The sequence below is a fragment of the Rhodoferax sediminis genome, assembly GCF_006970865.1.
In the GTDB taxonomy this organism is placed as follows: Bacteria; Pseudomonadota; Gammaproteobacteria; order Burkholderiales; family Burkholderiaceae_C; genus Rhodoferax_A; species Rhodoferax_A sediminis.
On record NZ_CP035503.1, the window covers coordinates 2055305 to 2079282 of the forward strand.

General features: G+C 65.1%; 24 protein-coding genes, 1 tRNA gene and 1 riboswitch. Of the genes, 7 read left to right on the forward strand and 18 right to left on the reverse strand.

Annotation, left to right across the window (positions count from 1 at the left end; all coding sequences use genetic code 11):
* The first annotated feature begins 66 nt into the window (after positions 1-66).
* The 5 genes from EUB48_RS09900 (at position 67) to EUB48_RS22030 (ending at position 3709) form a co-directional block, all read left to right on the forward strand.
* Entirely contained in the window at positions 67-498 is a 432-nt protein-coding gene (locus tag EUB48_RS09900; protein ID WP_142818711.1) for a hypothetical protein, read from the forward strand.
* 146 nt (positions 499-644) lie between these two features.
* Positions 645-1712: a hypothetical protein gene (locus EUB48_RS09905; RefSeq protein WP_142818713.1), complete on the forward strand. Its 1068-nt coding sequence runs from the start codon at positions 645-647 to the stop codon at positions 1710-1712.
* The gene (locus EUB48_RS09910) at positions 1709-1948 is read left to right on the forward strand and encodes a hypothetical protein (protein ID WP_142818715.1); all 240 of its coding nucleotides are present in this window, start codon (positions 1709-1711) and stop codon (positions 1946-1948) included. Before EUB48_RS09905 ends, EUB48_RS09910 begins: the two co-directional genes overlap by 4 nt.
* On the forward strand, positions 1945-2088 hold the full coding sequence (locus EUB48_RS21350) for a hypothetical protein (protein ID WP_168226731.1): 144 nt from the start codon (positions 1945-1947) through the stop codon (positions 2086-2088). Before EUB48_RS09910 ends, EUB48_RS21350 begins: the two co-directional genes overlap by 4 nt.
* A gap of 4 nt (positions 2089-2092) precedes the next feature.
* Positions 2093-3709: a recombinase family protein gene (locus EUB48_RS22030; protein ID WP_420821450.1), complete on the forward strand. Its 1617-nt coding sequence runs from the start codon at positions 2093-2095 to the stop codon at positions 3707-3709.
* Here EUB48_RS22030 and EUB48_RS09925 read toward each other — a convergent pair.
* The 5 genes from EUB48_RS09925 to EUB48_RS09945 form a co-directional block, all read right to left on the reverse strand.
* Positions 3668-3743 (reverse strand) — tRNA-Asn (locus EUB48_RS09925). The two genes, EUB48_RS22030 and EUB48_RS09925, sit on opposite strands and share 42 nt — an antisense overlap.
* Before the next feature lie 205 nt (positions 3744-3948).
* Positions 3949-4875 carry a thiamine phosphate synthase gene (gene thiE, locus EUB48_RS09930; protein WP_142818717.1) on the reverse strand — a complete coding sequence of 309 codons (927 nt, stop codon included), beginning with the start codon at positions 4873-4875 and terminating at the stop codon, positions 3949-3951.
* Between the two features lie 2 nt (positions 4876-4877).
* On the reverse strand, positions 4878-5684 hold the full coding sequence (locus EUB48_RS09935; protein ID WP_142818719.1) for a thiazole synthase: 807 nt from the start codon (positions 5682-5684) through the stop codon (positions 4878-4880).
* Between the two features lie 12 nt (positions 5685-5696).
* On the reverse strand, positions 5697-5894 hold the full coding sequence (gene thiS / locus EUB48_RS09940; RefSeq protein ID WP_142818722.1) for a sulfur carrier protein ThiS: 198 nt from the start codon (positions 5892-5894) through the stop codon (positions 5697-5699).
* Positions 5891-7006: an FAD-dependent oxidoreductase gene (locus tag EUB48_RS09945; RefSeq protein ID WP_142818724.1), complete on the reverse strand. Its 1116-nt coding sequence runs from the start codon at positions 7004-7006 to the stop codon at positions 5891-5893. Before EUB48_RS09945 ends, thiS begins: the two co-directional genes overlap by 4 nt.
* A 38-nt stretch (positions 7007-7044) precedes the next feature.
* Positions 7045-7143: riboswitch (TPP riboswitch) on the reverse strand.
* A 71-nt stretch (positions 7144-7214) separates the two neighbouring features.
* On the opposite strand from EUB48_RS09945, the gene thiD reads away from it, so the two are divergent.
* Positions 7215-8066 (forward strand): bifunctional hydroxymethylpyrimidine kinase/phosphomethylpyrimidine kinase, encoded by an 852-nt coding sequence (thiD, locus tag EUB48_RS09950; RefSeq protein WP_142818726.1) that lies wholly within the window; start codon positions 7215-7217, stop codon positions 8064-8066.
* 8 nt (positions 8067-8074) lie between these two features.
* Here the strand turns inward: thiD and EUB48_RS09955 are convergent, their stop codons facing one another.
* The 12 genes from EUB48_RS09955 to dsdA all read right to left on the reverse strand — a co-directional run bounded on the left by EUB48_RS09955 (position 8075) and on the right by dsdA (position 20697).
* A complete protein-coding gene (locus tag EUB48_RS09955) occupies positions 8075-9364 on the reverse strand; it encodes a purine-cytosine permease family protein (protein ID WP_142818728.1) in 1290 nt (429 codons plus the stop codon).
* Between the two features lie 60 nt (positions 9365-9424).
* Positions 9425-10792, reverse strand: coding sequence for an MATE family efflux transporter (locus tag EUB48_RS09960; RefSeq protein ID WP_210411725.1), 1368 nt, complete (start codon positions 10790-10792; stop codon positions 9425-9427).
* Positions 10789-11430: a DUF2239 family protein gene (locus tag EUB48_RS09965; protein WP_142818729.1), complete on the reverse strand. Its 642-nt coding sequence runs from the start codon at positions 11428-11430 to the stop codon at positions 10789-10791. The genes EUB48_RS09960 and EUB48_RS09965 overlap by 4 nt, the downstream gene beginning before the upstream one ends.
* 133 nt (positions 11431-11563) lie before the next feature.
* Positions 11564-12664: an NAD(P)/FAD-dependent oxidoreductase gene (locus EUB48_RS09970; RefSeq protein WP_142818731.1), complete on the reverse strand. Its 1101-nt coding sequence runs from the start codon at positions 12662-12664 to the stop codon at positions 11564-11566.
* A gap of 35 nt (positions 12665-12699) precedes the next feature.
* Complete coding sequence (gene fdxA, locus EUB48_RS09975; RefSeq protein WP_077561966.1) at positions 12700-13029, reverse strand: ferredoxin FdxA; 330 nt, start codon at positions 13027-13029, stop codon at positions 12700-12702.
* 84 nt (positions 13030-13113) lie between these two features.
* Positions 13114-14475 (reverse strand): sulfate adenylyltransferase subunit 1, encoded by a 1362-nt coding sequence (locus tag EUB48_RS09980; RefSeq protein ID WP_142818733.1) that lies wholly within the window; start codon positions 14473-14475, stop codon positions 13114-13116.
* Positions 14475-15419: a sulfate adenylyltransferase subunit CysD gene (gene cysD, locus EUB48_RS09985; RefSeq protein WP_142818735.1), complete on the reverse strand. Its 945-nt coding sequence runs from the start codon at positions 15417-15419 to the stop codon at positions 14475-14477. Before cysD ends, EUB48_RS09980 begins: the two co-directional genes overlap by 1 nt.
* The gene (locus EUB48_RS09990; RefSeq protein WP_142818737.1) at positions 15416-16189 is read right to left on the reverse strand and encodes a phosphoadenylyl-sulfate reductase; all 774 of its coding nucleotides are present in this window, start codon (positions 16187-16189) and stop codon (positions 15416-15418) included. The genes cysD and EUB48_RS09990 overlap by 4 nt, the downstream gene beginning before the upstream one ends.
* A complete protein-coding gene (locus EUB48_RS09995; RefSeq protein WP_142818739.1) occupies positions 16186-16593 on the reverse strand; it encodes a DUF934 domain-containing protein in 408 nt (135 codons plus the stop codon). The genes EUB48_RS09990 and EUB48_RS09995 overlap by 4 nt, the downstream gene beginning before the upstream one ends.
* A 25-nt stretch (positions 16594-16618) precedes the next feature.
* Positions 16619-18421, reverse strand: a complete 1803-nt coding sequence (locus EUB48_RS10000) for a nitrite/sulfite reductase (protein ID WP_142818741.1) — start codon at positions 18419-18421, stop codon at positions 16619-16621.
* 35 nt (positions 18422-18456) lie between these two features.
* A complete protein-coding gene (locus EUB48_RS10005) occupies positions 18457-19248 on the reverse strand; it encodes a sulfite exporter TauE/SafE family protein (protein WP_142818743.1) in 792 nt (263 codons plus the stop codon).
* Positions 19249-19344: 96 nt separating this feature from the next.
* Entirely contained in the window at positions 19345-20697 is a 1353-nt protein-coding gene (dsdA, locus tag EUB48_RS10010) for a D-serine ammonia-lyase (RefSeq protein WP_142818745.1), read from the reverse strand.
* A gap of 112 nt (positions 20698-20809) precedes the next feature.
* Here dsdA and EUB48_RS10015 point away from each other — a divergent pair, with 112 nt between their 5' ends.
* Positions 20810-22036, forward strand: a complete 1227-nt coding sequence (locus EUB48_RS10015) for an ABC transporter substrate-binding protein (RefSeq protein WP_142818747.1) — start codon at positions 20810-20812, stop codon at positions 22034-22036.
* Positions 22037-22092: 56 nt separating this feature from the next.
* On the opposite strand, the gene mnmC1 is transcribed toward EUB48_RS10015, so the two are convergent.
* Positions 22093-23964 carry an FAD-dependent 5-carboxymethylaminomethyl-2-thiouridine(34) oxidoreductase MnmC1 gene (mnmC1, locus tag EUB48_RS10020; RefSeq protein ID WP_142818749.1) on the reverse strand — a complete coding sequence of 624 codons (1872 nt, stop codon included), beginning with the start codon at positions 23962-23964 and terminating at the stop codon, positions 22093-22095.
* Positions 23965-23978 lie beyond the last annotated feature (14 nt).

A 23978-nucleotide genomic window follows, 5' to 3' on the forward strand; every position in this document is an offset into this window, starting at 1 on the left:
CCGGCGCAAGCCGACACCAGCCAGCCGATGGGGCCGGGGATAGGTAGGGTTGCAAAGTACCCCTTGATGGGTTATCGTTACCCCCTGCAAGCTTTACTGGTGCACCACATGCCACTTACCCCTGCAGAAGTTCGCAAGAACCTCCATGCACTTGCTCCCTACAGTCGCCAACGGGCCGAGCAACTCCAAGACGTTGCGTACAAAGCCATCGCCCGATACACCGGGACGTTCGACGAACTGGAAGCGGCGCTCGGGCTGCTGCAAATTGGGGACCATATCGGCTGGAAGCCACTGGTGCTCATTCACAACAAGCGCACGATCCGCAAATACGAGGAAGTCCTCGATATCAACATCCGGGAGTTCTTCCCGGCGGAAGGCCCCAGTGCCCACCGTTCGCTCGGCTACAAGATTGCCAAGAAGATCGGCAACTTCTGGAAAGCCGTGAGCGGCGAAGTCAAGGATGACGAACTCAAGGCCCAGCGACGCTCGATGTCATAGGGGTACATAAAACCCTTGACGGGGTATTGAGTACCGCCTAGCATTCAGGGTATGTATTACCCCTATCTTGTTCCTGTCTATCGGCAAGCCATTTTTTCCCTGTGCGGGTCGGGGCCGGTGTATGCGTTTCCGGTGAGGTGTGAGCCATGAAGCTCCTGCTTTCCGGCCTCGATACCGTCGAATGCGCCTACTACCTGCGCTCGGGTTGCATCAGCAATCTCGACTTCGCGGCCCTGAGAGAGCGCCGGGAAGCCCATCGCGAGTCCAAGTCCCGCGACCCGCTGGTGATCGAGCTGGGCGGCACCGAATTCATGCTGTTGCCCAACGGCACCAAATCCGGCTATCCCTTCGTCATCTCAAATCAGCACTGCACCATCCAGTTCGGGGAATTCAACGATCCCAGCTTCTTCGTCACCTACCGCAGTCTTGCGCTGTGGCACCAAGGTGCACGGGCCCTGCACGAAGGTTTCCTGAGTTGGGCCGGTTCCCTAGGCTTCGTGCCCGTGCGCCCCGAAGGCGTGTCGCGCTGCGACTTCGCGTTCGACTTCCACCTGCCGACCGTTGACTTCGACGAGGACAGCTTCGTCACTGTCGCCGAGAAGGACAGCCAGCACCGCAAGAATGGCGAAGTCCAGACCTTCACCTTTGGCCGTGATGAAGTCGTGTTGCGCGTGTACAACAAGTCCGCTGAGGTCGAGGAATCCAGCGGCAAATACTGGCTGCATCCCCTGTGGCAAGGGCAGACCGAGAACGTCTGGCGGGTCGAGTGGCAAGTGCGCAAGGAAACGCTGAAACGCTTTGGCCTGCGCACCTTCGATGCCCTGTTCGACGGCTATGGCGATGTGCTGCGCTATCTGGTGAGCGAACACACCAGCCTGCGCGTCAAGTCCGAGGACGGCAATCGTTCCCGCTGGCCCGTGCATTCCCTATGGGTCATGCTTGCCGAGCACATCGACCAGCTACCGGCCCAAGGCGTGTATCGCGAACTCGATGCACGCGCCCAGCTCGATGAAACGCTGATCCGCATGGCGATCAGCATGGAGGGCTATCTCAAGAAGGTGGCGGCCATCGAGTGCCTGAAGGAGGGCCGTCCCATGCTCTCGCAAGGCCAAACCATTGACCGCCTCATTCCCCTGCTGGAAAAGGTGCACAACGGTTTGACCTGGCGCAGTGATGTGCAGCGGCGCATCGATCAATTGAGGATCGGGGCATGAGGCTGCAGGACGTCTTGTTCGCGGCGATCAACGCCCGAAAGAACAGGGCGCTGAGAGTGGCAAAAGCGGCGCTGCCGGACTCTCAATTCTGGGCGTTCCGGGGTTTGTTTCTGGATGAGTTTGGCCAAAATGGACTGGAACGGGAAGTGGAGCGGATCGTGGCCGACTATGAAAAGCTGAGTGGCAAGGACACGGGCAGGCCGATACATGCAGGAAAGGAGGTGCCCCATGATTGAACAAAACCCAATCCGAACTGATCGTCGATTGCGATCTGGACGCAGACTTGCCTTTGCTGCCTGCTGAGTTGAAACTGGTGCAGGAACTGCTGCCCGAGTTGGTCAAGGACGTGCTCTGGCTGCAAGACGATAAGGAGTAAAAAAATGGCTGTTGCGCTTTACGCTCGCGTGTCCACCACAAGGCAGGCTGACAAGGATTTATCCATCCCGGATCAGCTGCGCCAAATGCGGGATTGGGCTAAACGCAACGGCTATGCCGTCGTCAAGGAGTATGTCGAGCCGGGCGCGTCCGCCACCGATGACCGGCGACCCGAGTTCCAGCGGATGATCTCGGACGCCACGCTCAAGCCCTCGCCCTATGAGGCCGTCATCGTGCACAGCCTGTCGCGGTTCTTTCGCGACCACATCGCTTCTGCTCTTTACGAGCGGCAACTTAAGAAATCAAGTGTCAAGCTAATTTCTATCACGCAACAAACCAGTGATGATCCGTCCGGCGAGATGGCGCGGAGCATCTTCAGTCTGTTCGACGAATACCAGAGCAAGGAAACCGGCAAGCACACGCTGCGGGCCTTGAAAGAGAACGCCCGGCAGGGCTTCTTCAATGGCTCCAAGCCGCCATTTGGCTACAAGACCGAAGAAGTCGACCTGCCAGCGGCCAAGGGCAAGAAAAAGCGCCTTGTGATCGACGAGGCCGAAGCGCCCACGGTGCGGCGCATCTTCGAGATGTACCTCAACGGTTTGAACGGGGCCGAGATGGGCTGCCTGCAAATTGCCGTGCATTTGGGCGAGCGCGGCGTGCTGCGCCGGGGTGCCAAATGGACACGCAACCGGGTGCAGCAGTTGCTGGCCGACACCGCTTACATGGGCGACTACGTGTTCAACAAGCAGGACGGGCAGGGCCATCAAGCCAAGCCGAAGGATGAATGGGTAACGGTGCCAATCGATCCCGTCATTGATAGACAGGTATTTGCGGCGGTCGCCGCCAAGCGTCACGACAGGTCACCGGCCGTCACGCCGGCGCGGGTGGTGAACACGCCAACGCTGCTGACAGGCCTGCTGCGCTGCGATAGCTGCGGCGCTGGCATGACCACGGCCACGGGCAAGGGCGGGCGCTACCAGTACTACAAGTGCAATACCCGCATTGGGCGAGGCGCTGGCGCCTGCTGCACGCCTGCCGTGTCCATGCCCAAGATGGACAACCTCGTCCTGGCTGCGTTCGCCGACAAGGTGCTGACACCTGAGCGCCTGCGCGACATGCTGCGCGAGATGAAGCAACAGCTCAAGCAGGCTAACTCGGGGCAGGACGAGACGCTGCGTACGCTCAAGAAGGAGCTGGTCGAATTGGAAACCGGCACGAACCGGCTTTATGAGGCGGTGGAGAAGGGCTTGCTGCCGATGGATGACATGCTCAAGGTCAGGGCGCAAAAGCTCAAGGCAAGGCGCGAGGCGGTGCTCATCGAGGTGGCGGGCGCCAAGCGCATGAAGGAGCTGCCGGTGGCCATGCTGTCGGCGCGTCAGCTCGATGCGTTCAGCACGGCCTTGCGTGCCCGCGTGCTCGATCGCAGTGCAGGCTTCTCGAAACGCTACTTGCGGGAGTTTGTGAGCGAAGTCCGCTTCGATGGCAAGCGGGTGGTGATGCGCGGCAAAAAGGCGGCTTTGCTGGCAGCGGCTGCACAAAAAGAAATGGGCACCATAGGGGTGCCCAGCTCCGTACCTAATTGGCTCCTCGACCTGGGCTCGAACCAGGGACCTACGGATTAACAGTCCGGCGCTCTACCAACTGAGCTATCGAGGAACAAGCCTTAAATTATAGCAATGTTTTTGGGCGATCCTGGCGCGCTTCGAACTGAAATGCGGTGCGCTACGGGGCATCGCCTGCGGCGGCAATGCGTGGTCATTCAAAAGCATGAATTGCTATAAAAATAGAAGCTATGTGTCAAGACTTTGTGAGGGCTACGGGTGTATTTCTTTTAAATCTTGCCGTGACTAATGACTCCCTGTCACGACATTTGAATCGCCTCCTGCGTTGCCATCCAGGCCTGCATCTCTGCTTTCAACTTTGCTACAGCCGCCTCCGGTTGCGCCGCAGCGACCAGTGCGCGCACGACCGCTATCGAGCCTACGCCGCTGGCAAGCACCTCGGGCAGTTTGCCGCCGTCAATGCCGCCGATCGCCACCAGCGGATAGTCGCGCATCAGCCGGGCATAGGCGGCCAGGCGGCCGGTGCCTTGCGGCGCGGTGGCCATCTGCTTGAGGGTGGTGGGGAACACCGCGCCCATGGCGATGTAGCTGGGGCTCAAGCGGTCGGCACGCAGCATTTCGGCGTAGCCGTGGCTGCTCAGGCCGAGCCGCAAACCGGCGGCGCGGATCGCCGACAGGTCCGCCGCGCCGAGGTCTTCCTGCCCCAGATGCACGCCGTACGCGCCTGCGGCGATGGCGGCTTGCCAGTGATCGTTGATGAACAGCCGTGCGTCCGTGCCCTTGACGGCCTCGACCGCCGCGCGCACTTCACGCTCCACGGCCTGGGCATCGCCGGATTTGAAGCGCAATTGAACCGTGGGCACGCCGGCCCGCGCCATGCGCACGACCCAGGCTGCATCGGGCAGCACGGCGTACAGCCCGAGTTGCTTGGGGCAACTGGCGAACGCGTCCGGCCGCGGCCAGGCCCGCATGCCGAAGTCCTGGGGATCGGCGGGCCAGTCGGCGGGACTGAAATGGCCTGTGCGCAGCGTCATCGCCTGCCAGGCGTGGGCCAGGCACTCGGCGTCGATTTCGATGAATCCCAGATCCAGGCAGGCTTGTTTGGCGGCGCGGTAGACCGGCGCCTCGCTGCTGAATGCCGGCGCGGTGCGAACCTGCGGCGTCAGCCCGAGCGTGGCCTGGTGGGCCGACACAATGGCCTGCGCCATGTCGTGGTGGGAAGTCATGGTCAAGCCTCATGCCAGAAAGGAGTGCCCAGTACGGGGGTGCTGGGCTGGGCGGCATCGTGCTCCAGCATGGCGCCGGCAAGGTGCGCGTCGCGCCCCGCCTGCACCGCGCCGGCGAATGCGCCCGCCATGGCCACGGGGTCCTGCGCCAGCGCCACGGCCGTGTTCAGCAGCACGCCGTCATAACCCCATTCCATCACCTGGCAGGCGTGCGAGGGCAAGCCCAGCCCGGCGTCGACGATCATGGGCACGGCCAGGCGCTCGCGCAGCATGCGCAGGGCATAGGGATTGACGGGGCCCTTGCCGGTGCCGATGGGCGCCGCCCATGGCATCACGGCCTGGCAGCCCACGTCCACCAGGCGCTGGCACAGCACCAGATCCTCGGTGCAATAGGGCAGCACCTTGAAACCGTCCTTGATCAGCCGGCCGGCGACGTCGACCAGATTGAGGGTGTCGGGCTGCAGTGTGTAGTCGTCACCGATCAGTTCGAGCTTGATCCACGGCGTGGCAAACACCTCGCGGGCCATGTGCGCCGTGATGATGGCTTCCTGCACGCTGTGGCAGCCGGCGGTATTGGGCAGCACCGGCACATCGAACTGGCGCAGCAACTCCCAGAAGCTGTTGCCGGCGTTGCTGTCCGCCACCTGCTGGCGCCGCAAAGAGGCGGTCACCATCGCAGGGCGCGCGCGGCGCACGGCCGCTTCCATGGTGGCGGGCGAGGGGTAACGGGCCGTGCCCAGCAGCAGGCGGCTCTGGAATGTCTGGCCGTACAGGACCAGGGGATCGGAAGGCGTGGAGGCGTTGTTCATGGATGGATCCTTTCAGCCACCGGTGACCGGGAAAATCACCTCGATGTCGTCGCCGGGCTGCAGCAGAGTCTGCATATATTGCGTGTTGGGAACGAACTGCATGTTGACGGCCACGGCGAACGGCGGCTTGGGTTGCAACAGGGCCAGTGCGTCGGCGAGCGTCGCGCCACTGTGGATTTCGTGGGCCGTTTTATTGAGGGTGATGTTCATGAGGCCACCCCCTCGGCCTGTTCAAGGCCCAGCGCAAAGGTGTTGGCCAACGCGGACTCGCCGGTGGTGACCAGTTCCATCACCACATCGAGCAGCGCGGGTGCAATCATGAAGCCGTGGCGGAACAGGCCGTTGATCTGCAGTACGCGCGGGCCCAGGTGGCGGATGGCCGGCAGGTTGTGGGGCAGGGCGGGGCGGCACTGCGTAGCAATCTCGACGATGCGCGCCTCGGCAAAACCGGTGTGCACTGAATACGCTGCGCTCAACAGCTCGAGGGTGGAGCGCACACTGGCGGGAGAGAGATCGTCCGACTCGATTTCGGTCGCCCCGATCACAAACAGATGGTCCTGCTTGGGGACGATGTAGAGCGGGTAGCGCGGATGAATCAGGCGGGTCGGGCGGATCAGCGTCACTTCGGGCGCATGGACCCGGATGATTTCGCCGCGCACGCCGCGCAAGGCCGGCCACTGGCCGCGCGCGCCCAGGCCGCGGCAGTCGAACACCCAGTCGGGCTGGCCGCGCTGGCCGGGATCGAAGTCGCCTGGGTCGCGCGGGCTGTGCCAATGCAGTTCGACCTGCAGCGTTTGCAGTTGATGCAGCAGCGCCGCCAGCAACTGGCGGTTGTCGAGCTGGCCTTCACCGGGCAGATAAAGCCCCTGCGTAAAACGCGCACCCAGTGCGGGCTCCAGCCGGGCCACGCCGGCTGCGTCCAGCGGCTGCACGACCGGCAGCGCCGTGATGCGCTGTTGGATGGCTTTCATCTGGCCGGCGAAACGTGCGGCCTCCGCGGCATCTTGCCGGTGCCACAGGATCAACGAGCCCTGCTGCTGGAAAAACACCGGCTGATCGAGCTGCGCGATCAGCGCGGGCCAGCGGCCCAGCGCATGCAGCCCCATTTGCACCACGCCGGCTTCGGTTACGGCGGACTCGGCCAGCGGTGCCAGCATGGCTGCCGCAACACGGGCAGCCGCACCTTCAGCCTGCGGGCCGCCGGCGTCATACAGCTTGACCGCATGGCCCGCGCGCGCGAGCTGCACGGCCAGCAGCCGGCCCATCAGGCCGGCGCCCAATACCACCGAGGTGGACAACTTTGACGAAGAGTGGAAATTCATGGGTCCATCTGCAGAAAACAGCTGGACAAAACGAGGTGGCCTCATTGGTGGAAACTTCCCACGCCAGCATGATCTGGATCGGGTCTTAGGGTTTATCTCAGTCAAGCCAAACTGGCCAGACACCCCTGTTTCATCCGTACCCCAGATTACATCACACCACGCAGGCATTGGCCGCATTGCAACTTGCCGCATAATTTTCGCAATGACCATGAATGATTCTTGTCCGCCGCCGGGCGGCCGCTATCCGCGGGTTTTGTCGATTGCCGGCTCGGACAGCGGCGGCGGCGCCGGTATCCAGGCCGACCTCAAAACCTTTAGCGCGCTGGGCTGCTACGGCATGACCGCCATCACGGCGATCACGGCACAAAACACGGTGGGCGTGCGCGCCATCCATGGGATTCCGCCGGACATGGTGAAGGCCCAGATTCAGGCGGTGGTGGAAGACATCGGCGCGGATGCCGTGAAGATCGGCATGCTGCACTCGCCCGAGATCGTGAAGGTGGTTGCGTGGGCGATTGACCACTACCAGCTCACGCAGGTGGTGCTGGACCCGGTGATGGTCGCCACCAGTGGCGACCGTTTGATCGCCCAGGAGACCGTACAGGTTCTGGTGCAGGAACTGTTTCCGCGTGCGACGGTCGTCACACCCAATCTGGACGAAGCGGCCTTGCTGCTGGCGCGCGACATCCGTGGCGTCGAAGCACTCGACCAGGCCGCCAGCGACCTGCTGGCGCTAGGCGCGCGGGCGGTGCTGCTGAAGGGGGGCCATCTGCCGGGAGATCAGGTGGTGGACGTGCTGGCGCAGGCCGGTAGCGCGCGCCAGCGTTTGCAATCGGCGCGCATTGCCAGCCGCAACGTGCATGGCACGGGCTGCACCCTGTCCTCGGCCATTGCGGCGTATCTGGCGCTGGGGCTGCCCTTGCCGCAAGCGGTCGAGCAGGCACGCGCCTACATTCTGGCGGCGATCGCCGCGGGGGCGGGCGTGCATACGGGACACGGGCATGGCCCCTTGAACCACGGCCACGCGCCCGTGCCGCTGCGGATACTGCCAACGCCGTAGCGAGCCTTTCAGACCTGTTTTGGGCGCGTCAGCCAGGCCAGCGCAAAGGTGAGCGCGAGGGTCGGCAGTGCGGAGCCCCATTGCGGCGCCCAAGCCGCGGTCGCGTGATAGATGGCAATACCAGCCAGCCACAGCACGGCGGCGGTAACGTCGATCTTGCGAGGCGAGGGCGCGGGTTCGGGGCGCTTCCTGAAGCCCAGCCGGCCCAGGATCACGCCATACAGCGGCACGAACACCGAACTCAAAGTCAGCAGGAATGGCTCCAGGCTATGCATTGGCAGCACCAGCGCCAGGGCGGTACACAGGACCGCAAGCAACAGGCCCCAGCGGCGGATGCTCCAGGATGGCTTAAGGCTGTGCGCCGACACCGAGCCCGAGTAGACATCGCCATAGGCATTGTCGATTTCATCGATCAGGATCAGACTCAGCGCAATCAGCCCACCCTGTGCGAGCAGCAGCGCGCCTACCAGGTTGTCCCCCGGCTGCGCGACGCTGGCCACCAGCACGCCCAGCGCATAGCACCAGATATTGGCAACGGCGTAACCCAGCCAGGTGCCCCCCAGCGCGCTCCTGCCGCTGCGGCCGTGCCGCGCGTAGTCCGCCACCAGCGGCAGCCATGACACCGGCATTGCAATCACCAGATCGAGCGCCGACAGCATCCCCATGCTGCCATCGCCGGGCCGGGCCCAGATGGCTGCAAAACCCCGGCTCTGCAACTGCCCGGCAAACTGCCACGTCAGCCACAACAGGGAGGCAATCACCAGCGGCAGCCCGAAACGCGCCACAAACCGGCGTACCAGCCGGATCATGGAGCCGGCCATCAGGGCCGTCAGCATGGCGCCCCAGAGCAGCGTAGTGCCCAGCACACCGGCCGGTCCGTCGAGGGCGAAACCCAGGGTCTGTTTGCCGATGGCGGCCGTGCCATCGCGCATGATCACGAGCTCGAACGTGGTCCAGCCAATCAGCTGCACGATATTGAGCAGCACCGGCAGGCGGGCAAAAAAACTGCCGTAGGTGGCATGCATCAACCCGGCACTGGACAGGCCGCTGTCGCAGCCAATCTTGGCGGTCCAGGCCAGCAGGCCCGCGCCCAACAACGATCCCAGCACCACGGCCAGCATGGCGTCGCGCGTGCCCACGGCGGGCACCAGGTAGGCGCCGACCTGGATGACGAGCAGGCCAACGCCCAGGCTGAACCAGAGCGAGGCATGCTCCGGCCAGTGGAAAACCCGGTCTGCGGCCGGGACTGGCGTCAAAGCCAGGTTGCCGGGGGCGGGAAGCGATGTGGTGTCGGTCATGTGTTCGGCTCTGCGCAGGGTGAAAGGCGAGTGGGCTTGGCTTTTGTATGAGGGCCGCGCTCACAGCCTGCGAATGGGCCGTTTGCGCCAGACAAGCCGGTAATAGCTGGTCTGCATTGCGAGCATCGCCAGAAAGGCCACAGGATAGGCCATCCAGATGCCATTCAATCCGATGCGATGGCTCAGGCCCCAGGCAACGGGCACCTCGATCGCCAGGATGGCGAACATCGAGATGGCGGTCGGGACCAGCACGCTGCCGCTGGCACGCATCAGGCCCGACAGCACGGCAGACATGCCGAAGACGATGGAGCTCCACAGCATGATGTGCAGCAGGGTTTGCGCCACCTCGACCACCGGCGCACTGGTGATAAAAAATCCGACGATGGTGCGCGAGAACAGATACGCCAGCACCACCAGGGCGCCCGTGATGACGAGGTTCATCAGGATGCCGGTGCGGGCGATGGCGCCGAGGGTGTTGATGCGCCCCGCGCCAATCGCCTGGGCGCCCAGGATCGACGCCGTGATGGCGATGGAGATGGCTGGGAACTGCACGTAAGCCACCACCTGATTCACCGCGCCATAGGCCGCCGTGGCGTCCGAGCCGAACCGGTTGACCAGGAACAGCACTGCCACCTCGGCCAGCGAAATAGTGATCATCTGCACCGCCGTCGGCAGGCCGATACGCAGCACCCGCGCCAGGATGGCCCGATCGATCTTCATGTGGTGCAAAAAAACCGCATCCGGGGCCAGGGGGTGCTGGCGTTTGAGCATGTACCAGCCGAGCCAGAGCAGCGCCACCGAATACGATGCCACGCTGGCCCAGGCGCCACTGGCGACACCCATCATCGGCAAGCCGCCCCAGCCACGAATCAGTGCCGGCGTCAGCACCAGTCCGATGGCGGTCGAGATCAGCAGGGTGAGCAGCGGCGTCACGGTGTCGCTGACGCCGCGCATCATCGAGGTCGCGAGCAGAAACACGAAGATGCCCGGTGCGGCAATCAGCATGATGCGCGCGTAGCTCGTGGCCCCGGGCAGGATATCGGCGGGCGTGCCCAGCAGGGTCAGCATCGGGCCTGTGAAAGCGCCACCGAACACGGCCACCAGCAGCCCTGCACCGATGCCCACGCTGAGCGTGGTGCCCGCAATCGCCTTGACTCGTTCGACTTCCCGGGCGCCCCAGGCTTGGCCGATCAGCACCGAGGCACCGGCCCCCAGGCCGATCATGAACGAGATGAAGAAAAACAGAATCGGAAAAAATGCAGACACCGATGCCATCGCCCCGACACCCAGCATCTGGCCGAGGTAGACGTTGTTGATGGTGCCGGACAGGGCCTGCAGGATATTGGCCAGCATCATCGGCCCGAGAAAGGCCAGGAACGCCTTCCACAGCCGCGGGCGCGTCGCCGGGTTTGCTGCTGCGGCGCTCATTCGGCGCCTCCTTCAAGGTGTGGTTGCGGCTGTGGCTCGAAGGCCGCTGTTGCCAGTTTCGTCGCATGAAGACGAACATCCACAGGCCACGCTTGCACGAGTTCGTCAAAGCGTGCCGCATTGCCGGCGAACAACGCTCGGGTGGCTTCTTCGAAGCCGCTCTGGTGCCCCGCGATCGCCGACATGAAGCGGTAGGCCGCTTCCTGGGCCTGCCGCACACGGTCTTTGCCGGCATTGGCGCACCGCGCTTCTTCCACCAGTTTGCGCAGCGCCACGGAGGCGCCGCCGGGCTGGCTGGCCAGCCAGTCCCAGTGCCGGGGCAGCAGGGTGACTTCGCGCGCCACCACGCCCAGCCGGGGCCGTCCCGGGCCGCGGCGTCCCTCTGCCATGGCGCTGCAAGGCGGGTTCTGCCCGCCGTGATGCGGCTTTTGTTCGAGTCGCTGCGCCACGTCAGCCGGGGTGCCGCGCAAGTCGAGTTCGACAATGGCACTCGTCTTGTCGTCAAACACCAGCACGGGCTCGGTGACGCCCCGGTCAATGATCTTTTTGACGGCAACGGCGACGGCCTTCAGCTCGCCGGATGCGATGCGCCGGCTGCCTTCGAAGGCGGTGCAATGCGCGGGTGTTGGTTCGTCCATTTTTTGTTTTCCCAAAATTGGATCGAATAATACCCGGATTAAATTTGTTTCCAATATCACCCGGGTAAAATAAATCGAATCGGGCACAAAAAAAGGCCCGCACGCGCGGGCCTGATCGATGAGCGCAGCCGGCTCAGTCGAACACCGGCGTTTCCACGCCCAGCACCTTGTGCAGTTTGGGGCTGGTGGTGGTGTACTGCAGGTGGATCTTCTTGTCCGGGAAGATGAACGGCGCGGCCGCAAAGGCGGCCAGCGCGCACTCGTGAAAGCCGCTCAAAATGAGCTTCTTCTTGCCCGGGTAGATGTTGATGTCGCCCACCGCAAAAATGCCGGGCACGTTGGTGGAGAACTTCTCGGTGTCCACCTTGAGCTGCTTGCGCTCGATGTCCAGACCCCATTCGGCAATGGGCCCCAACTTCGGGCTGAGTCCGAAAAACACCAGCAGCACGTCCAGCGGCACCACGCGCGTCACACCATCCGAACCCGTGACCTTGGCACCGGTAAGCCGTCCGTCCTTTTCCTCGTAGCCGGTGACCTGGCCGACAATGAACTGCATCTCGTAGGCGTTGCACAGCTCATGCATCTTCGCGACGCTGGCCGGCGCCGCCTTGAAGCCATCGCGGCGATGGATCAGGATCACGCTCTCGGCCTTGTGCGGGCCATCCTTGACAAAGTTCAGCGCCCAGTCCAGCGCGGAGTCGCCGCCGCCCACGATCACCAGGTTCCTGCCCGCGAAATCGGCCGGGTTCTTGACACGATAGAACAGCTGCGAGCCATCGAACTTGTTCAGGCCATCGACCTTCAACAGGCGCGGCTGGAACGCACCGACGCCGGCGGCGATGAAGATGGTCTTGGTCAGGAAGCGCGTGCCCCTGGAGGTCTCGACATAGAAGCGGCCGTCCTCCTGCTTGTCCACCACCGTCACTTCCTGTCCAAAATGGAAGGTCGCGCCGAACGGCTCGATCTGCTTGAGCAGCGAATCCGTCAGTTCCTGGCCGGTGCACACCGGCACGGCGGGAATGTCGTAGATCGGCTTGTCGGGATAGAGCTCGACGCACTGGCCGCCGGGATGGGCCAGCGAGTCGATCACATGGGCCTTGATCTCGAGCAGGCCGAGCTCGAACACCTGGAACAGGCCGACCGGGCCTGCGCCGACGATGACGGCATCGGTTTCAATCGGGCCATCGTGGGCCTGGGCGGTGTTGATCACTTCTTGGTTCAGTTGAGGTTCCATAATTCTTTCGCCGGGTCTGCGGCAGGCCCGGTGCTTTAACGCACCAGCTCGCCGATTTTGTCGGTCTTGTCTTTCCATTCTTCGGCGTCGTCGAGCGCCGGTTTGCGTTTCGTGATGCTCTTCCAGCCGGGCGCATGGCTCAACTCGACATTGAGCTTGATGAAGGACATTTGATCAGCGGGAAGATCTTCTTCGGCGTAAATCGCATTCACCGGGCATTCGGGGATGCAGACCGCGCAGTCGATGCACTCGTCGGGATCGATCACCAGCATGTTCGGGCCTTCGCGGAAGCAGTCCACGGGGCAGACATCCACACAGTCGGTGTATTTGCAGCGGATACAGGAATCGGTGACGACGTGGGTCATGTTGTTTCGATCGGATCGGTCAAAGGAGGGGTTAACCGCCGATTTTATTGGGTTTTGCGTGTGGGGTCCCGGCTCGGGATTTAGCTATCGCACGAGCAAGGCTCCTGAAGTCTTGTTGGAGGCCGTGTCCACCAGCACCATCGAGCCCATCGTGCGCGACTGCGCATAGGGCCGCGTCGCAATCGGCTGCTGCAGCGACAGCTCGACATGGCCGATGGCGTTGGGGGCGAGTTCGGTGGCGTCCTCCTCGGCCAGCGTGTTCACGTTGAGCCGATGCACGATGCGCTTGACCCGGGCCTTGACCCAGCGGTGGCCGTGCAGGGCCCAATACACGCGGCCGGCCACCAGCGGCACGTCGTCCATCCAGGCGACGGTGGCGTTCAACGTGGTGCTGCCCTCGGGGCTGCTCACAAAGCTGTCTTCGCTGGATGCGTCCGCCAGCAGCCAGTCGCCGCGCGACACATCGACCTCGCGGTCCAGCACGATGCCGGCGCTGCTTCCCGCCAGGATGGCCTTGGGCTGGCGCGCATGATCCAGCACCTGCGCCACCGTGGCGGTTTGTCCGCCCGGCATGACCGTGATGCTTTGGCCGGGCTGCACGCCGCCCGCCGCCACGCGGCCCCAGAACACGCGCCGGCCTTGCGTGGTGTCGGCAGAGGATGAAAACTTTTCGACCCACTGCACCGGAAAGGCAAAGGGCTGCGTCGGGTCGGCGCCGGTGCTGGGCAACTGCTCCAGGATTTCCAGCAGGCTGGCGCCATGGTAGCCGCACCAGCCGAGGTCTTGCGCCTCCGGTGCGCCGGCACCGCGCTCCACCACGTTCCAGCCCTTGAGGGCCGAAATGGGAACGATGGCATGCACCGCAATCTGCGCCGAGGCGGCAAAGGCGCGCAGGGCCGCGCCGATGTGGGCAAACGCCGCAACGGGGTCCTGCACCGCATCGAGCTTGTTCACGGCAAACACGATGGAGGGCACGCGCAGCAGATTCACCAGCAGCGAATGGCGCCGGGTTTGTGGCAGCAATTCCAGGACGGGATTGTTCCAGTCGAGCTTGGTGGCATCCACCAGCACCACGGCGGCATCGGCGCTCGAGGCCGCCGTCACCATGTTGCGGGTGTATTGCTCGTGGCCGGGCGCGTCGCCGATGATGAACTTGCGCCGCTCGGTGGCAAAGTAGCGATACGCCACGTCGATGGTGATGCCCTGCTCGCGCTCGGCCGACAGGCCGTCGGTGAGCAGCGCCAGATCGGTTTCGCCGCTGCGCTGCACGCCGGCCAGGTGGTCCTGCAGCACCGTGCGGCTGTCCACCAGCAGGCGGCCGATCAAGGTGCTCTTGCCGTCGTCGACCGATCCGCAGGTGATGAACTTGAGTGCGGAATCATGGTCATTTTGGCCTGTAGCCCCCGTGTACCCTTCGTGAGTTGCTATCAAAGTAGTAGTGCTCATCAGAAATACCCGTCCTTCTTGCGTTTTTCCATGGAAGCGTCCGAGGTCTTGTCGTCCATGCGCGTGGCGCCGCGCTCGCTCACATCGGCGGCCAGCGTCTCGATCACGACCTCGGCCGCCGAGCCGGCCAGACTCGCCACCGGGCAGGTGCAGGTGATGTCGCCCACGGTGCGAAAGCGCACATCCCGGGTGACGGCGACCTCGCCCTCACGCAGCGGCGTGAGCGGCGTCACCGGCACCAGCAGGCCACGGCGCTCGACCACTTCGCGCCGGTGCGTGTAGTAGAGCTGCGGCAGCGCAATTTGCTCGCGTTCGATGTACTGCCAGATGTCGAGTTCGGTCCAGTTGGAGATCGGGAACACGCGAAAGTGCTCGCCGGGGGCCAGGCGCGTGTTGAACAGCGTCCACAACTCGGGCCGCTGCGCCTTGGGTTGCCACTGGCCAAAGCCGTCGCGGTGCGAGAAGATGCGCTCCTTGGCGCGGGCTTTTTCCTCGTCGCGGCGCGCGCCGCCGATCAGCGCGTCAAAGCGGAATTCCTCGATGGCTTCCAGCAGCGTGACCGACTGGTGCACGTTGCGGCTCTCGAGCGCATGGGCCAGCCGCACGGTGCCGCGCGCCATGGAATCTTCGACCTTGCGCACGATCAGTTTGGCGCCAAGCTGCTGCGCGCGCAGATCGCGGAAATCGGTCACTTCGGGGTAGTTGTGGCCGGTGTCGATCATCAGGAGCGGGTAGGGGATGCGGCCGATGCCGAAGGCTTTCTCGGCGCACTTGAGCAGCACCAGCGAGTCCTTGCCGCCCGAGAACAGCAGGGCGGGGCGCTCGAACGCAGCGGCGACCTCGCGCAGAATGAAGATGGTTTCTTCTTCCAGCGCGTCCAGGTGATGGTTGCCGAGGGTGGGGTGCAACTCGGGTTCGAGTGAAAAGTCGGTGCGGGCGTTCATGCGGCAGCTTCCTCGGGATTGTTGTGTTGTTTCACATGCAGGCCGCATTCCTTCGCAGACTCGTCTTCCCACCACCAGCGGCCGGCGCGGAAATCCTCGCCCAGGCTGATGGCGCGCGTGCACGGCGCGCAGCCGATGCTCGGGTAAAACTGGTCGTGCAGCGGGTTGTACGCCACCTTGTGCAGGGCGATGTAATGCCACACGTCGCCCCAGGTCCAGTTGGCGAGCGGGTTGAACTTGACGCGGCCCGTGCCACCGGTGAGGTCGCTGGTGTCGATCATCGGCACCTCGGCGCGTGCGCCGGACTGTTCGCGACGCATGCCGGTGAGCCAGGCCCTTTTGCCGGCCAGCGCGCGCGCCAACGGCTCGACCTTGCGGATATGGCAGCAGGCCTTGCGCAGGTCAACGCTTTTGTACATGGCGTCTTTGCCTTCCTTGGCCACGAAGTGAACCACCGACTCGTTGACGGGCTTGAATACCTCGACCGGCGCGCGCGACGCGGCCTGGAGCTGCGCCAGCAGTTGCAGGGTCTCGGCGTGCAGCATGCCGGTCTCCAGCACAAAGATGCCGATGTCCAGTTGCAGTGTGTTGATCAAATGGCTGATCACCATGTCTTCGGCGCCGAGGCTGGACGCCTGCGCGACCAGCGGCGCGGCGGCGCCGGGCGCACGGGCGAAGTCGTGCGCGGCCAGCTTGAGCAGCGCGGTGGTGGCGGCCAGTTTCGCGTCGAAGTCAAGCGATGGCCTGGCATGCAGCTCAACAGCGCTCATGCAGCCTCCCGTGCCGTATCGCGTGCAAAGAGCGGGCGCGGCTCCAGCGCGTCGCCCTGGTAGAACGCGCTGTAGCGTGCGAACTGGCGCTCGGCGGCGGCCGGGTCCACGCCTTCGGCCAGCACGGCGCTGGTGAAGCCGCTACGGTGCATGTGCACCAGCAGATCGATCAGCACGTCGCCCGTGCCGCGCAGGTCGCCGGAAAACTTGTAGCGGCGGCGCAGCAGTACGGCCTGGCTGAAGGCGCGGCCGTCGGTGAACTTGGGGAAGTTCAGCTCGATGCGCTCCACGCCTGCCAAGGCACCCTCCTGCGCCAGCTGCGCGATGTCGGCGTCGTTGGCGATTTGCAGGGTTTTTAGGCTGCCCGCCGGCGCGAATTCCTGGTTTTTAGCTATGATTTTCATAGTATTTGGCTTGATCGTGAGAGGCTCAGGTGGTGGCTTCCTCGACCGCGTGCGCGGCGCGGCCGCCCTGGTGGCGCGCGCCGTTGGCGGCGGCCTTGAACGGGTCGTGGCCCACGCGGCGCAGCGTGTCGATGAAGAACTCGCCGCTCTTGCGCAGTTCGCGGTAGGTGGTGAGCACGGCCTCGATCACGCCGGGCACTTCGGCGGCCGAGAACGAGGGGCCGACCACCTTGCCGCCGATCGCGGGGCCGGACAGGTCGGTGCCGTCGGCGCCGCCCAGCGTGACCTGGTACCACTCCTTGCCGTCCTTGTCCACGCCCAGGATGCCGATGTGGCCGCTGTGGTGGTGGCCGCAGGAGTTGATGCAGCCGCTCATGTGCAGGTCGATCGGGCCGAGGTCGAACACCTCGTCCAGATCCTGGTAGCGCTCGGTAATCGCCGCAGCGATGGGCAGCGAGCGTGCGTTGGCCAGCGAGCAGAAGTCGCCGCCGGGGCAGGCGATCATGTCGGTCAGCAGGCCGATGTTGGGCTGCGCCAGGCCCAGCGCGCGCGCGGCATCGTAGAGCGCGGGCAGGTCGCTGGCATGCACCCAGGGCAGCAGCAGGTTCTGCTCGTGCGTCAGGCGTGCCTCGCCGGCACTGAACTGCTCGGCCAGCCGGGCCAGCGCGTCCATGGTGTCGGCATCGGCGTCGCCGGGCGCGAAGCCCACGCGCTTGAATGACAGGCTGACGGCGCGCAACTGCGGCAGGCGGTGGCCGCGCACGTTCTGCTGCAGCCAGCGCTGGTACAGCTGGCCGTCGGTATTGACCTTGGAGGGCAGGTTGGCGGGCTTGAGCTCGGGCACCACGAAGTTGGCGGTGACGCGGTCCAGCTCGGCCTGGGTGATGGTGTGCGGGGCGCCATCCTGCTCGACGATGGCCTTGTACTCGGCCTCCACCGCATCGATGAATTTCTGGCCCTCGGACTTGACGAGAATCTTGATGCGCGCCTTCCACTTGTTGTCACGCCGGCCGTAGCTGTTGTACACGCGCACCACGGCCTCGATGTAATTGAGCAGTTGGTCCCACGGCAGGAATTCGCGCACCACGCTGCCGATCACCGGCGTGCGGCCCATGCCGCCGCCCACCTTGACGGTGAAGCCCACGGCACCGTCGTCCGCGCGGCGCGCCTGCACACCGATGTCGTACCAGCCGGTGGCGGCGCGGTCTTCGACGGCGCCGTTGTAGGCGATCTTGAACTTGCGCGGCAGGAAGGAGAACTCGGGGTGCAGCGAGCTCCACTGGCGCGTGATCTCGGCGAACGGGCGCGTATCGACGATCTGGTCCTGCGCGATGCCCTCGTAGGCCTCGCAGGTGATGTTGCGGATGTCGTTGCCGCTGGTCTGGATGCCGTGCATGGACACGCTGGCGAGCAGATCCATCACGTCGGCCGCGCGGGTGATGGGGATCCAGTTGAACTGCACGTTGGTGCGCGTGGTGAAGTGGCCGTAGCCGTAGCGCAGCGGCGGCGCGGCCAGCGTCAGGCCCGGCTGGGCGGCCTGCAGTTCGTCCTGCGTGGCCTGGGCGTGCGCCAGCAGCTCAGGGCTCGGCTTGTCATACTCGCGGGCGATGCGCGCCAGCGTGCGCAGCTGCGTGCTGCTGATCTCGCCATAGGGCACGGCGATGCGCGCCATGGGGGCGTAGCGCTGGATGTACCAGCCGTTTTGCAGGCGCAGGGGCAGCAGTTGCTCGTCGCTCAGCTCGCCGCGCTGCCAGCGCTCGAGCTGGTCGCGGAATTGGGTGGCGCGCAGCTTCACGAACTGTTTGTCGAAATCGGTGTATTGGTACATGGTTCAGTCAGCTCCAGGGTCGGTTGCGCGAAATTTCAGAAGGCGATCAGCTTGGCCCCGGCATAGGCCATGAGCACGGACAAAAGGGAGCGGATCACGCGGTCGGACGTCTTGCGCATCAGCGCTGAGCCGAGCCAGATGCCGGGCAGCGAGCCCGTCAGCAGCCACAGCAGCAGCGGCCAGTCGACCGAGCCGATCGAGGCGTGGCCCAGGCCAGCCACCAGCGTCAGCGGTACGGCGTGGGCAATGTCCGCCGCCACGATGCGCGGCAGCGGCAGCGCCGGGTACAGGAGCATCAGCACCAGCACGCCGATGGCGCCGGCGCCGACCGAGGTGAGCGTGACCAGCGCGCCGACGACGGCGCCAAACAGCACGGCCAGCGCTCGGCTGCGGGGCCGGATGGCCTGCGCCAGCGCGGCCGCGGCGATGCGGCGCGGTGCGGCCTTGCCGGCGACAGCCTTGTACAAGGTCGCGGCGGCGGTGAGCAGCAGCGCCGCGCCCAGCGTGCTGGTCATGATTTGTTGCACGACGGGGTCGGCCGGGCCCACGGTGTGCAGGATGTACAGCGTAATGAGGGCGGCCGGCATGCTGCCCAGTGCCGTCAACCCCACAATCGGCCAGTCGATCAAGCGGGCGCGCGCCAGGCCCATGGAGCCGCCCATCTTGGTGAAAGACGCAAACAGCAGGTCCGTGCCAATGGCCAGGTGCGGCTTCATGCGGAAGAAGAAAATCAGCAAAGGCGTCATGAGCGAGCCGCCGCCGACACCGGTCAGCCCGACGACGAAGCCGACAAAGAAGCCGGCGCAGATGAAAGCAAATTCATGCATGGCCGCGACTGTAAAAGTGCGGCTTCTAAAAACAAACTATTTATTTGTTCTGCGCTTATGCGCATAAGCTTATGCGCCAGCATTGGCGCGCAGGCTTCAGTCCTGCAGCAACTGGCGGCCCCTGGCCAGATAGGTCTCCATCTCGCTAGGGGGCACCATGCCGCCGCCGGTGGCCCACACCAGATGCGTAGCCTGGGCCAGGCGCTGCGCGCTCAGGCCGGCACGGGCGCGGTAGCCCTGCTGCTCGCCCAGCACCCGAGCCATGCCCGGCACGCCGGCCAGTGCCGACGGCTCCAGGCGCAGGCCTTCGCTGCGCTCCATGAGCGCCAGCAGCCGGTACAGCTCCTCGTCGCTGACCGTGTAATAGCCGTCCACGAGGCGCTGCATGGCGCGCCCGACAAAGCCGGAGGCGCGGCCCACGGCCAGCCCGTCGGCGGCGGTGACGTTGTCGATGCCGAAGTCCTGCACCGACACGGCATCATGCAGTCCGGTATAGACACCCAGCAACATGCACGGCGAGTGGGTGGGCTCGGCAAAGATGCAGTGCACGGCGTCGCCGAAGGCCAGCTTGAGCCCGAAAGCCACGCCGCCAGGGCCGCCGCCCACGCCGCAAGGCAGGTAAACAAACAGCGGATGCTCGGCGTCCACCACGGTGTTCGCCGCAGCCAGCTGGCCTTTGAGCCGCTCTGCCGCCACCGCGTAGCCGAGGAACAGATGGGTCGAGTTCTCGTCGTCGACAAAGTGGCAGCGGGGGTCGGATTCGGCCTGCTTGCGGCCCTCGGCCACCGCCACGCTGTAGTCACAGGCGTACTCCACCACGGTGACGCCGTGCGAGCGCAGCTTGTCCTTCTTCCATTGGCGCGCGTCGGCCGACATGTGCACGGTCACCTGCAAACCCAGGCGCGCGCCCATGATGCCGATCGACAGTCCCAGGTTGCCGGTCGAGCCGACGGCAATCTTGTACTGGCCAAAGAAGGCGCGCGCCTTGTCACTGTCCAGCGCGGCGTAGTCGTCGCCGGCGTGCAGCAGGTCGCCGGCCAACGCCAGGTCTTGTGCGTGCTTGAGCACTTCGTAAATGCCGCCTCTAGCCTTGATGGAGCCGGAAATCGGCAGGTGGCTGTCGGTCTTGAGCCACAAGGCGCCGCCGCCCGGCGCCAGGCCGTAGCGCTGGCTCAAGAGCGCTTGCAGGGCCGGCAGGGGCCGGACGCCCGATTCGATGATGCCGCCACTGGCCGCCGTGTCGGGGAACGCCCGCATGATGTAGGGTGCAAAGCGCGACAGGCGGGCGCTGGCGTCGGCCACGTCTGCGGCGGTGAGGCCCACATCGCCCAGCGCCTGTGCCGTGGGGACGACAGCCGGATTGAACCAGCTGGTTTCTTTCAACGCCACCAGTTCGCGGATCAAAGGGAGGCTCGTGGTCCACTCATCCAGTGTTTTGCCCAAAATCATGATCCGGTTCCTTGATGTTTCCGACGGCGGTGGCCCTGGCTGTCAATAACCCGGGCCGGCGTCGAAACTGCAGCATACGCAAACTGGTAGAGTCCGTGGCCTTGGAGAAATTATGAAACCTGTTCGCGCCGTCTTCCTGTCCATTGCCGTGAGCGGCACCCTGTTGTTGCTGGCGCCTGCCGCCTCGTTTGCGCAAAGCGGCCCGCCGATCAAGATTGGCGAGATCAACAGTTATTCCGCCATTCCGCAGTTCACCCAGCCGTACAGGCAGGGCTGGGAATTGGCCGTGGAAGAGATCAATGCCAGCGGCGGCCTGCTGGGGCGCAAGGTCGAAGTGATCGCGCGCGACGATGCCGGCAAGCCCGAGGAAGCCCTGCGCCATGCAGTCGAGCTCACGTCCCGGGAAAAGGTCGACGTGCTGGCGGGCGGCTTTTTGTCCAATGTAGGTCTGGCGCTGGCCGACTACGCACAGAAGAACAAGCGCCTGTTCGTGGCCAGCGAGCCGTTGACCGACGCCATCGTCTGGGACAAGGGCAACCGCTACACCTTCCGCCTGCGCCCCAGCACCTATATGCAGGCCGCCATGCTGGTGGAAGAGGCCGCCAAACTGCCCGCCAAGCGCTGGGCCACGATTGCGCCCAACTACGAATACGGCCAGAGCGCGGTGGCCAGTTTCAAGGAACTGCTCAAAGCCAAACGCCCCGACGTGGAGTTTGTCGGCGAGGCCTGGCCGGCGCAGGGCAAGCTCGATGCCGGCAGCACGCTGTCCGCCATCATGAACAGCAAACCGGACGCGATTTTTAACGTAACCTTCGCCGCCGATCTGGCCAAGCTGGTGCGCGAGGGCAACCAGCGCGGCATTTTCCCGAAGACCCCTGTCGTCTCGATGCTCTCGGGTGAGCCCGAATACCTCGAGATGCTGAAGGACGAAACGCCCAAGGGCTGGATCGTGACCGGCTACCCCTGGGACCAGATCGACACGCCGGCACACGCCGCCTTTGCCACGCATTACTACAAGAAGTTCCACGAGAACCCCAAGGTCGGCTCCGTCGTGGGCTACGCCACCATGCAGGCCATCTTTGCCGCCATCAAAAAAGCCGGCAGCACGGACAACGAGAAACTCGTGACCGCCATGCGCGGCCTGAAATTCAGCACGCCGTTCGGGCCGGCCGAGTTCCGCGCGATCGACCAGCAGTCCACCATGGGCGCCTATGTGGGCAAGCTGGATGTGCGCGGCGGCAAGGGCACGATGGTGCAGTGGCGCTATGACGATGGCAAGAACTACATGCCGACCGATGCCTACGTCAGGGCGCGCCGTCCAGCCGAAGCGATGAAGTAGGGCGCTATCAGACCAGTAGCTATACCCGAAGACACGGTAAGGGCTACAGGCGCTTTTCATTGAGAATTTCCGCCTCGGGCGCCGGCCGCGGCATCGAACCGATCCGCGGCGAGCCGGCGGGCCAGCCGGGCCTCGAGGGGCAGCGGCTCACCATGGACGAGCGCCGCCAGCAATTCCCCGCACAGCACGGCCAGGCTCATGCCGCGGGACCCCATCGCGGTGCAAACCCACAGGCCCGGTTGCTGCGTAGGCCCGAGCAGCGGCAGGCGATCCGGCGCGGCGCAGCGCACCCCGGCCCAGGCCTGCACCTGGCCGCCGGAAAATTCGGTCTGTAGCTGCCGGGCCGCGTTGGGCAGCAATGTCTGCAGGCGCTGCAGATTGGCCTCGTGGTCCTGGGCGTGGCAGGAGGCGCTGGCGTTGTCGCGCTCGTAGCTGGCACCGGCGAACCAGGCGCTGCCGCACCCGAAGGGCACGTTCGGGGTCAGATGGCCGTTGCCGTTGACCGGAAAGGGCGGCAGCTTGGACGGGCCGGGGCAGCCCGTCGCCGTGTTCATGCCGTACGAGATCTGCCCTCGGATGGCTTGCAGCGGGGGCGTCGTGCCCGTTGCGGCGGCGAGCAGGCCGCGGCTGTCAAAGCCGGCCGCAACCACCACCATGTCGGCCCGTGTCAGCACTCGTCCAGCCGAATCGAGCACTTGCCAGCCGCAGTCAGCACGCGCCAATGCAGCCACCTGTGCGTCGCCATGCCACGCGATGCCCGGCTGCGACAGCAGGGCTTGCACCAGGCACGCCGGTTTGACCCAGGCCGCCTGCGCGTGCCAGTAGGCGAGCGTGGCCTGCGCCAGCCCCGCCTGCGCCAGTTGCAAGGCGCTGGCGGCAACCGTCCAGTCGCGCCCCGCCTCTGGCCATTGCACTGGCAGCGCGGCGTGGCCATCGACACGATGCTCCAGCAGGCCGCTGGGCTGCCAGTCCACGCCTTCACGCAACAGGGCGCGAGCCTGCTGCAGGGTGAGCCGCACACCGCAGCGCGACAATTGCGACAGCATGCTGTCGTCCGGCGAAATATGCGGCGCCAGCAGGCCGGCCGGCAGACCCGAGGCGCCGCTGGCCGGCGCCGGTGCGGCATCGAGCACCTCGACCTGCCAGCCGCGCCGCGCGAAGCTGGCGGCCACGGCGGCGCCCGACAGGCCGGCGCCAATCACGACGCAGCGGCCCGGGCGCGGAACCGGGTCGTGCAGGTCGTTTGGGGCGCGCGGGGCGACGGCCGGGCGGCGCCTCTTGGGAATCCAGGCCGGGTTGAACGTGCCGCGAAAACTGCTGCAATCCGGCCTGTCTGCGGCTCGTGGCTGACTGAAGTCCGCGTCCAGCACGAAGCCGACCTGCACCAGCGCGCGGCGCACGGCGACCGGCACGCCGTGCATGGCCGCCAACGTCGTGCCGCGCCGGCAGCAGTGCGCCAGCGCCTTGCAGGCCCACAGGTCCCAAGCGCCGGCGCGGGGCGTGGCCTCGCTGCTTGGCATCGCAATGTCCGCCAGATGGACCGCATCGGCCTCGAACTGCTGCTCGCGCAGCAAGTCCTTGGCCTCACCCACGCATACGGTCAACAGGACGCACCCACCTTCAAACGTCATGCGGTGAAAGCCGGGCAGCAGGCCAAAGCACTGCGCCCGCAGCTGCTGTGCGAGCGGCGCCAACGCAGACTCGGGCTCGGCGCGGCGTTGCCATTCGGCGGCACTGAGCGCATCCGCTTCCAGCGCAACGTAATGCAGCAAACGCGGGCGCTGCGGATCAGCCTTCCAGGCATGCCACGCTGCGAGAAAGCGCTCGCCATTCCCAAGGCCGGTATCCAGAATGCGCCATTGCGATTGCCCCGCCCAGGCGCCGGGCAGCCCGAGGTTTTGCAAAAACGGGGGGCGGTCCTGTTCCATCGACCGCAGGCTTG

Excerpts from the sequence above, each read along its gene's own strand:
- EUB48_RS09935 (WP_142818719.1), bottom strand. The coding sequence starts at position 5,684 with ATGAACAACGCCTCCACGCCTTCCGATCCCCTGGTCCTGTACGGCCAG.
- EUB48_RS09900 (WP_142818711.1), top strand. The coding sequence starts at position 67 with ATGGGTTATCGTTACCCCCTGCAAGCTTTACTGGTGCACCACATGCCA.
- thiS (WP_142818722.1), bottom strand. The coding sequence starts at position 5,894 with ATGAACATCACCCTCAATAAAACGGCCCACGAAATCCACAGTGGCGCG.
- EUB48_RS09995 (WP_142818739.1), bottom strand. The coding sequence starts at position 16,593 with ATGAAAATCATAGCTAAAAACCAGGAATTCGCGCCGGCGGGCAGCCTA.
- cysD (WP_142818735.1), bottom strand. The coding sequence starts at position 15,419 with ATGAACGCCCGCACCGACTTTTCACTCGAACCCGAGTTGCACCCCACC.
- EUB48_RS22030 (WP_420821450.1), top strand. The coding sequence starts at position 2,093 with ATGGCTGTTGCGCTTTACGCTCGCGTGTCCACCACAAGGCAGGCTGAC.
- dsdA (WP_142818745.1), bottom strand. The coding sequence starts at position 20,697 with ATGATTTTGGGCAAAACACTGGATGAGTGGACCACGAGCCTCCCTTTG.
- mnmC1 (WP_142818749.1), bottom strand. The coding sequence starts at position 23,964 with ATGGAACAGGACCGCCCCCCGTTTTTGCAAAACCTCGGGCTGCCCGGC.
- thiE (WP_142818717.1), bottom strand. The coding sequence starts at position 4,875 with ATGACTTCCCACCACGACATGGCGCAGGCCATTGTGTCGGCCCACCAG.
- EUB48_RS09970 (WP_142818731.1), bottom strand. The coding sequence starts at position 12,664 with ATGGAACCTCAACTGAACCAAGAAGTGATCAACACCGCCCAGGCCCAC.
- EUB48_RS09965 (WP_142818729.1), bottom strand. The coding sequence starts at position 11,430 with ATGGACGAACCAACACCCGCGCATTGCACCGCCTTCGAAGGCAGCCGG.
- EUB48_RS09955 (WP_142818728.1), bottom strand. The coding sequence starts at position 9,364 with ATGACCGACACCACATCGCTTCCCGCCCCCGGCAACCTGGCTTTGACG.
- EUB48_RS09905 (WP_142818713.1), top strand. The coding sequence starts at position 645 with ATGAAGCTCCTGCTTTCCGGCCTCGATACCGTCGAATGCGCCTACTAC.
- EUB48_RS09990 (WP_142818737.1), bottom strand. The coding sequence starts at position 16,189 with ATGAGCGCTGTTGAGCTGCATGCCAGGCCATCGCTTGACTTCGACGCG.
- EUB48_RS10005 (WP_142818743.1), bottom strand. The coding sequence starts at position 19,248 with ATGCATGAATTTGCTTTCATCTGCGCCGGCTTCTTTGTCGGCTTCGTC.
- EUB48_RS10015 (WP_142818747.1), top strand. The coding sequence starts at position 20,810 with ATGAAACCTGTTCGCGCCGTCTTCCTGTCCATTGCCGTGAGCGGCACC.
- EUB48_RS09910 (WP_142818715.1), top strand. The coding sequence starts at position 1,709 with ATGAGGCTGCAGGACGTCTTGTTCGCGGCGATCAACGCCCGAAAGAAC.
- EUB48_RS09960 (WP_210411725.1), bottom strand. The coding sequence starts at position 10,792 with ATGAGCGCCGCAGCAGCAAACCCGGCGACGCGCCCGCGGCTGTGGAAG.
- fdxA (WP_077561966.1), bottom strand. The coding sequence starts at position 13,029 with ATGACCCACGTCGTCACCGATTCCTGTATCCGCTGCAAATACACCGAC.
- EUB48_RS09945 (WP_142818724.1), bottom strand. The coding sequence starts at position 7,006 with ATGAATTTCCACTCTTCGTCAAAGTTGTCCACCTCGGTGGTATTGGGC.
- thiD (WP_142818726.1), top strand. The coding sequence starts at position 7,215 with ATGAATGATTCTTGTCCGCCGCCGGGCGGCCGCTATCCGCGGGTTTTG.
- EUB48_RS09980 (WP_142818733.1), bottom strand. The coding sequence starts at position 14,475 with ATGAGCACTACTACTTTGATAGCAACTCACGAAGGGTACACGGGGGCT.
- EUB48_RS10000 (WP_142818741.1), bottom strand. The coding sequence starts at position 18,421 with ATGTACCAATACACCGATTTCGACAAACAGTTCGTGAAGCTGCGCGCC.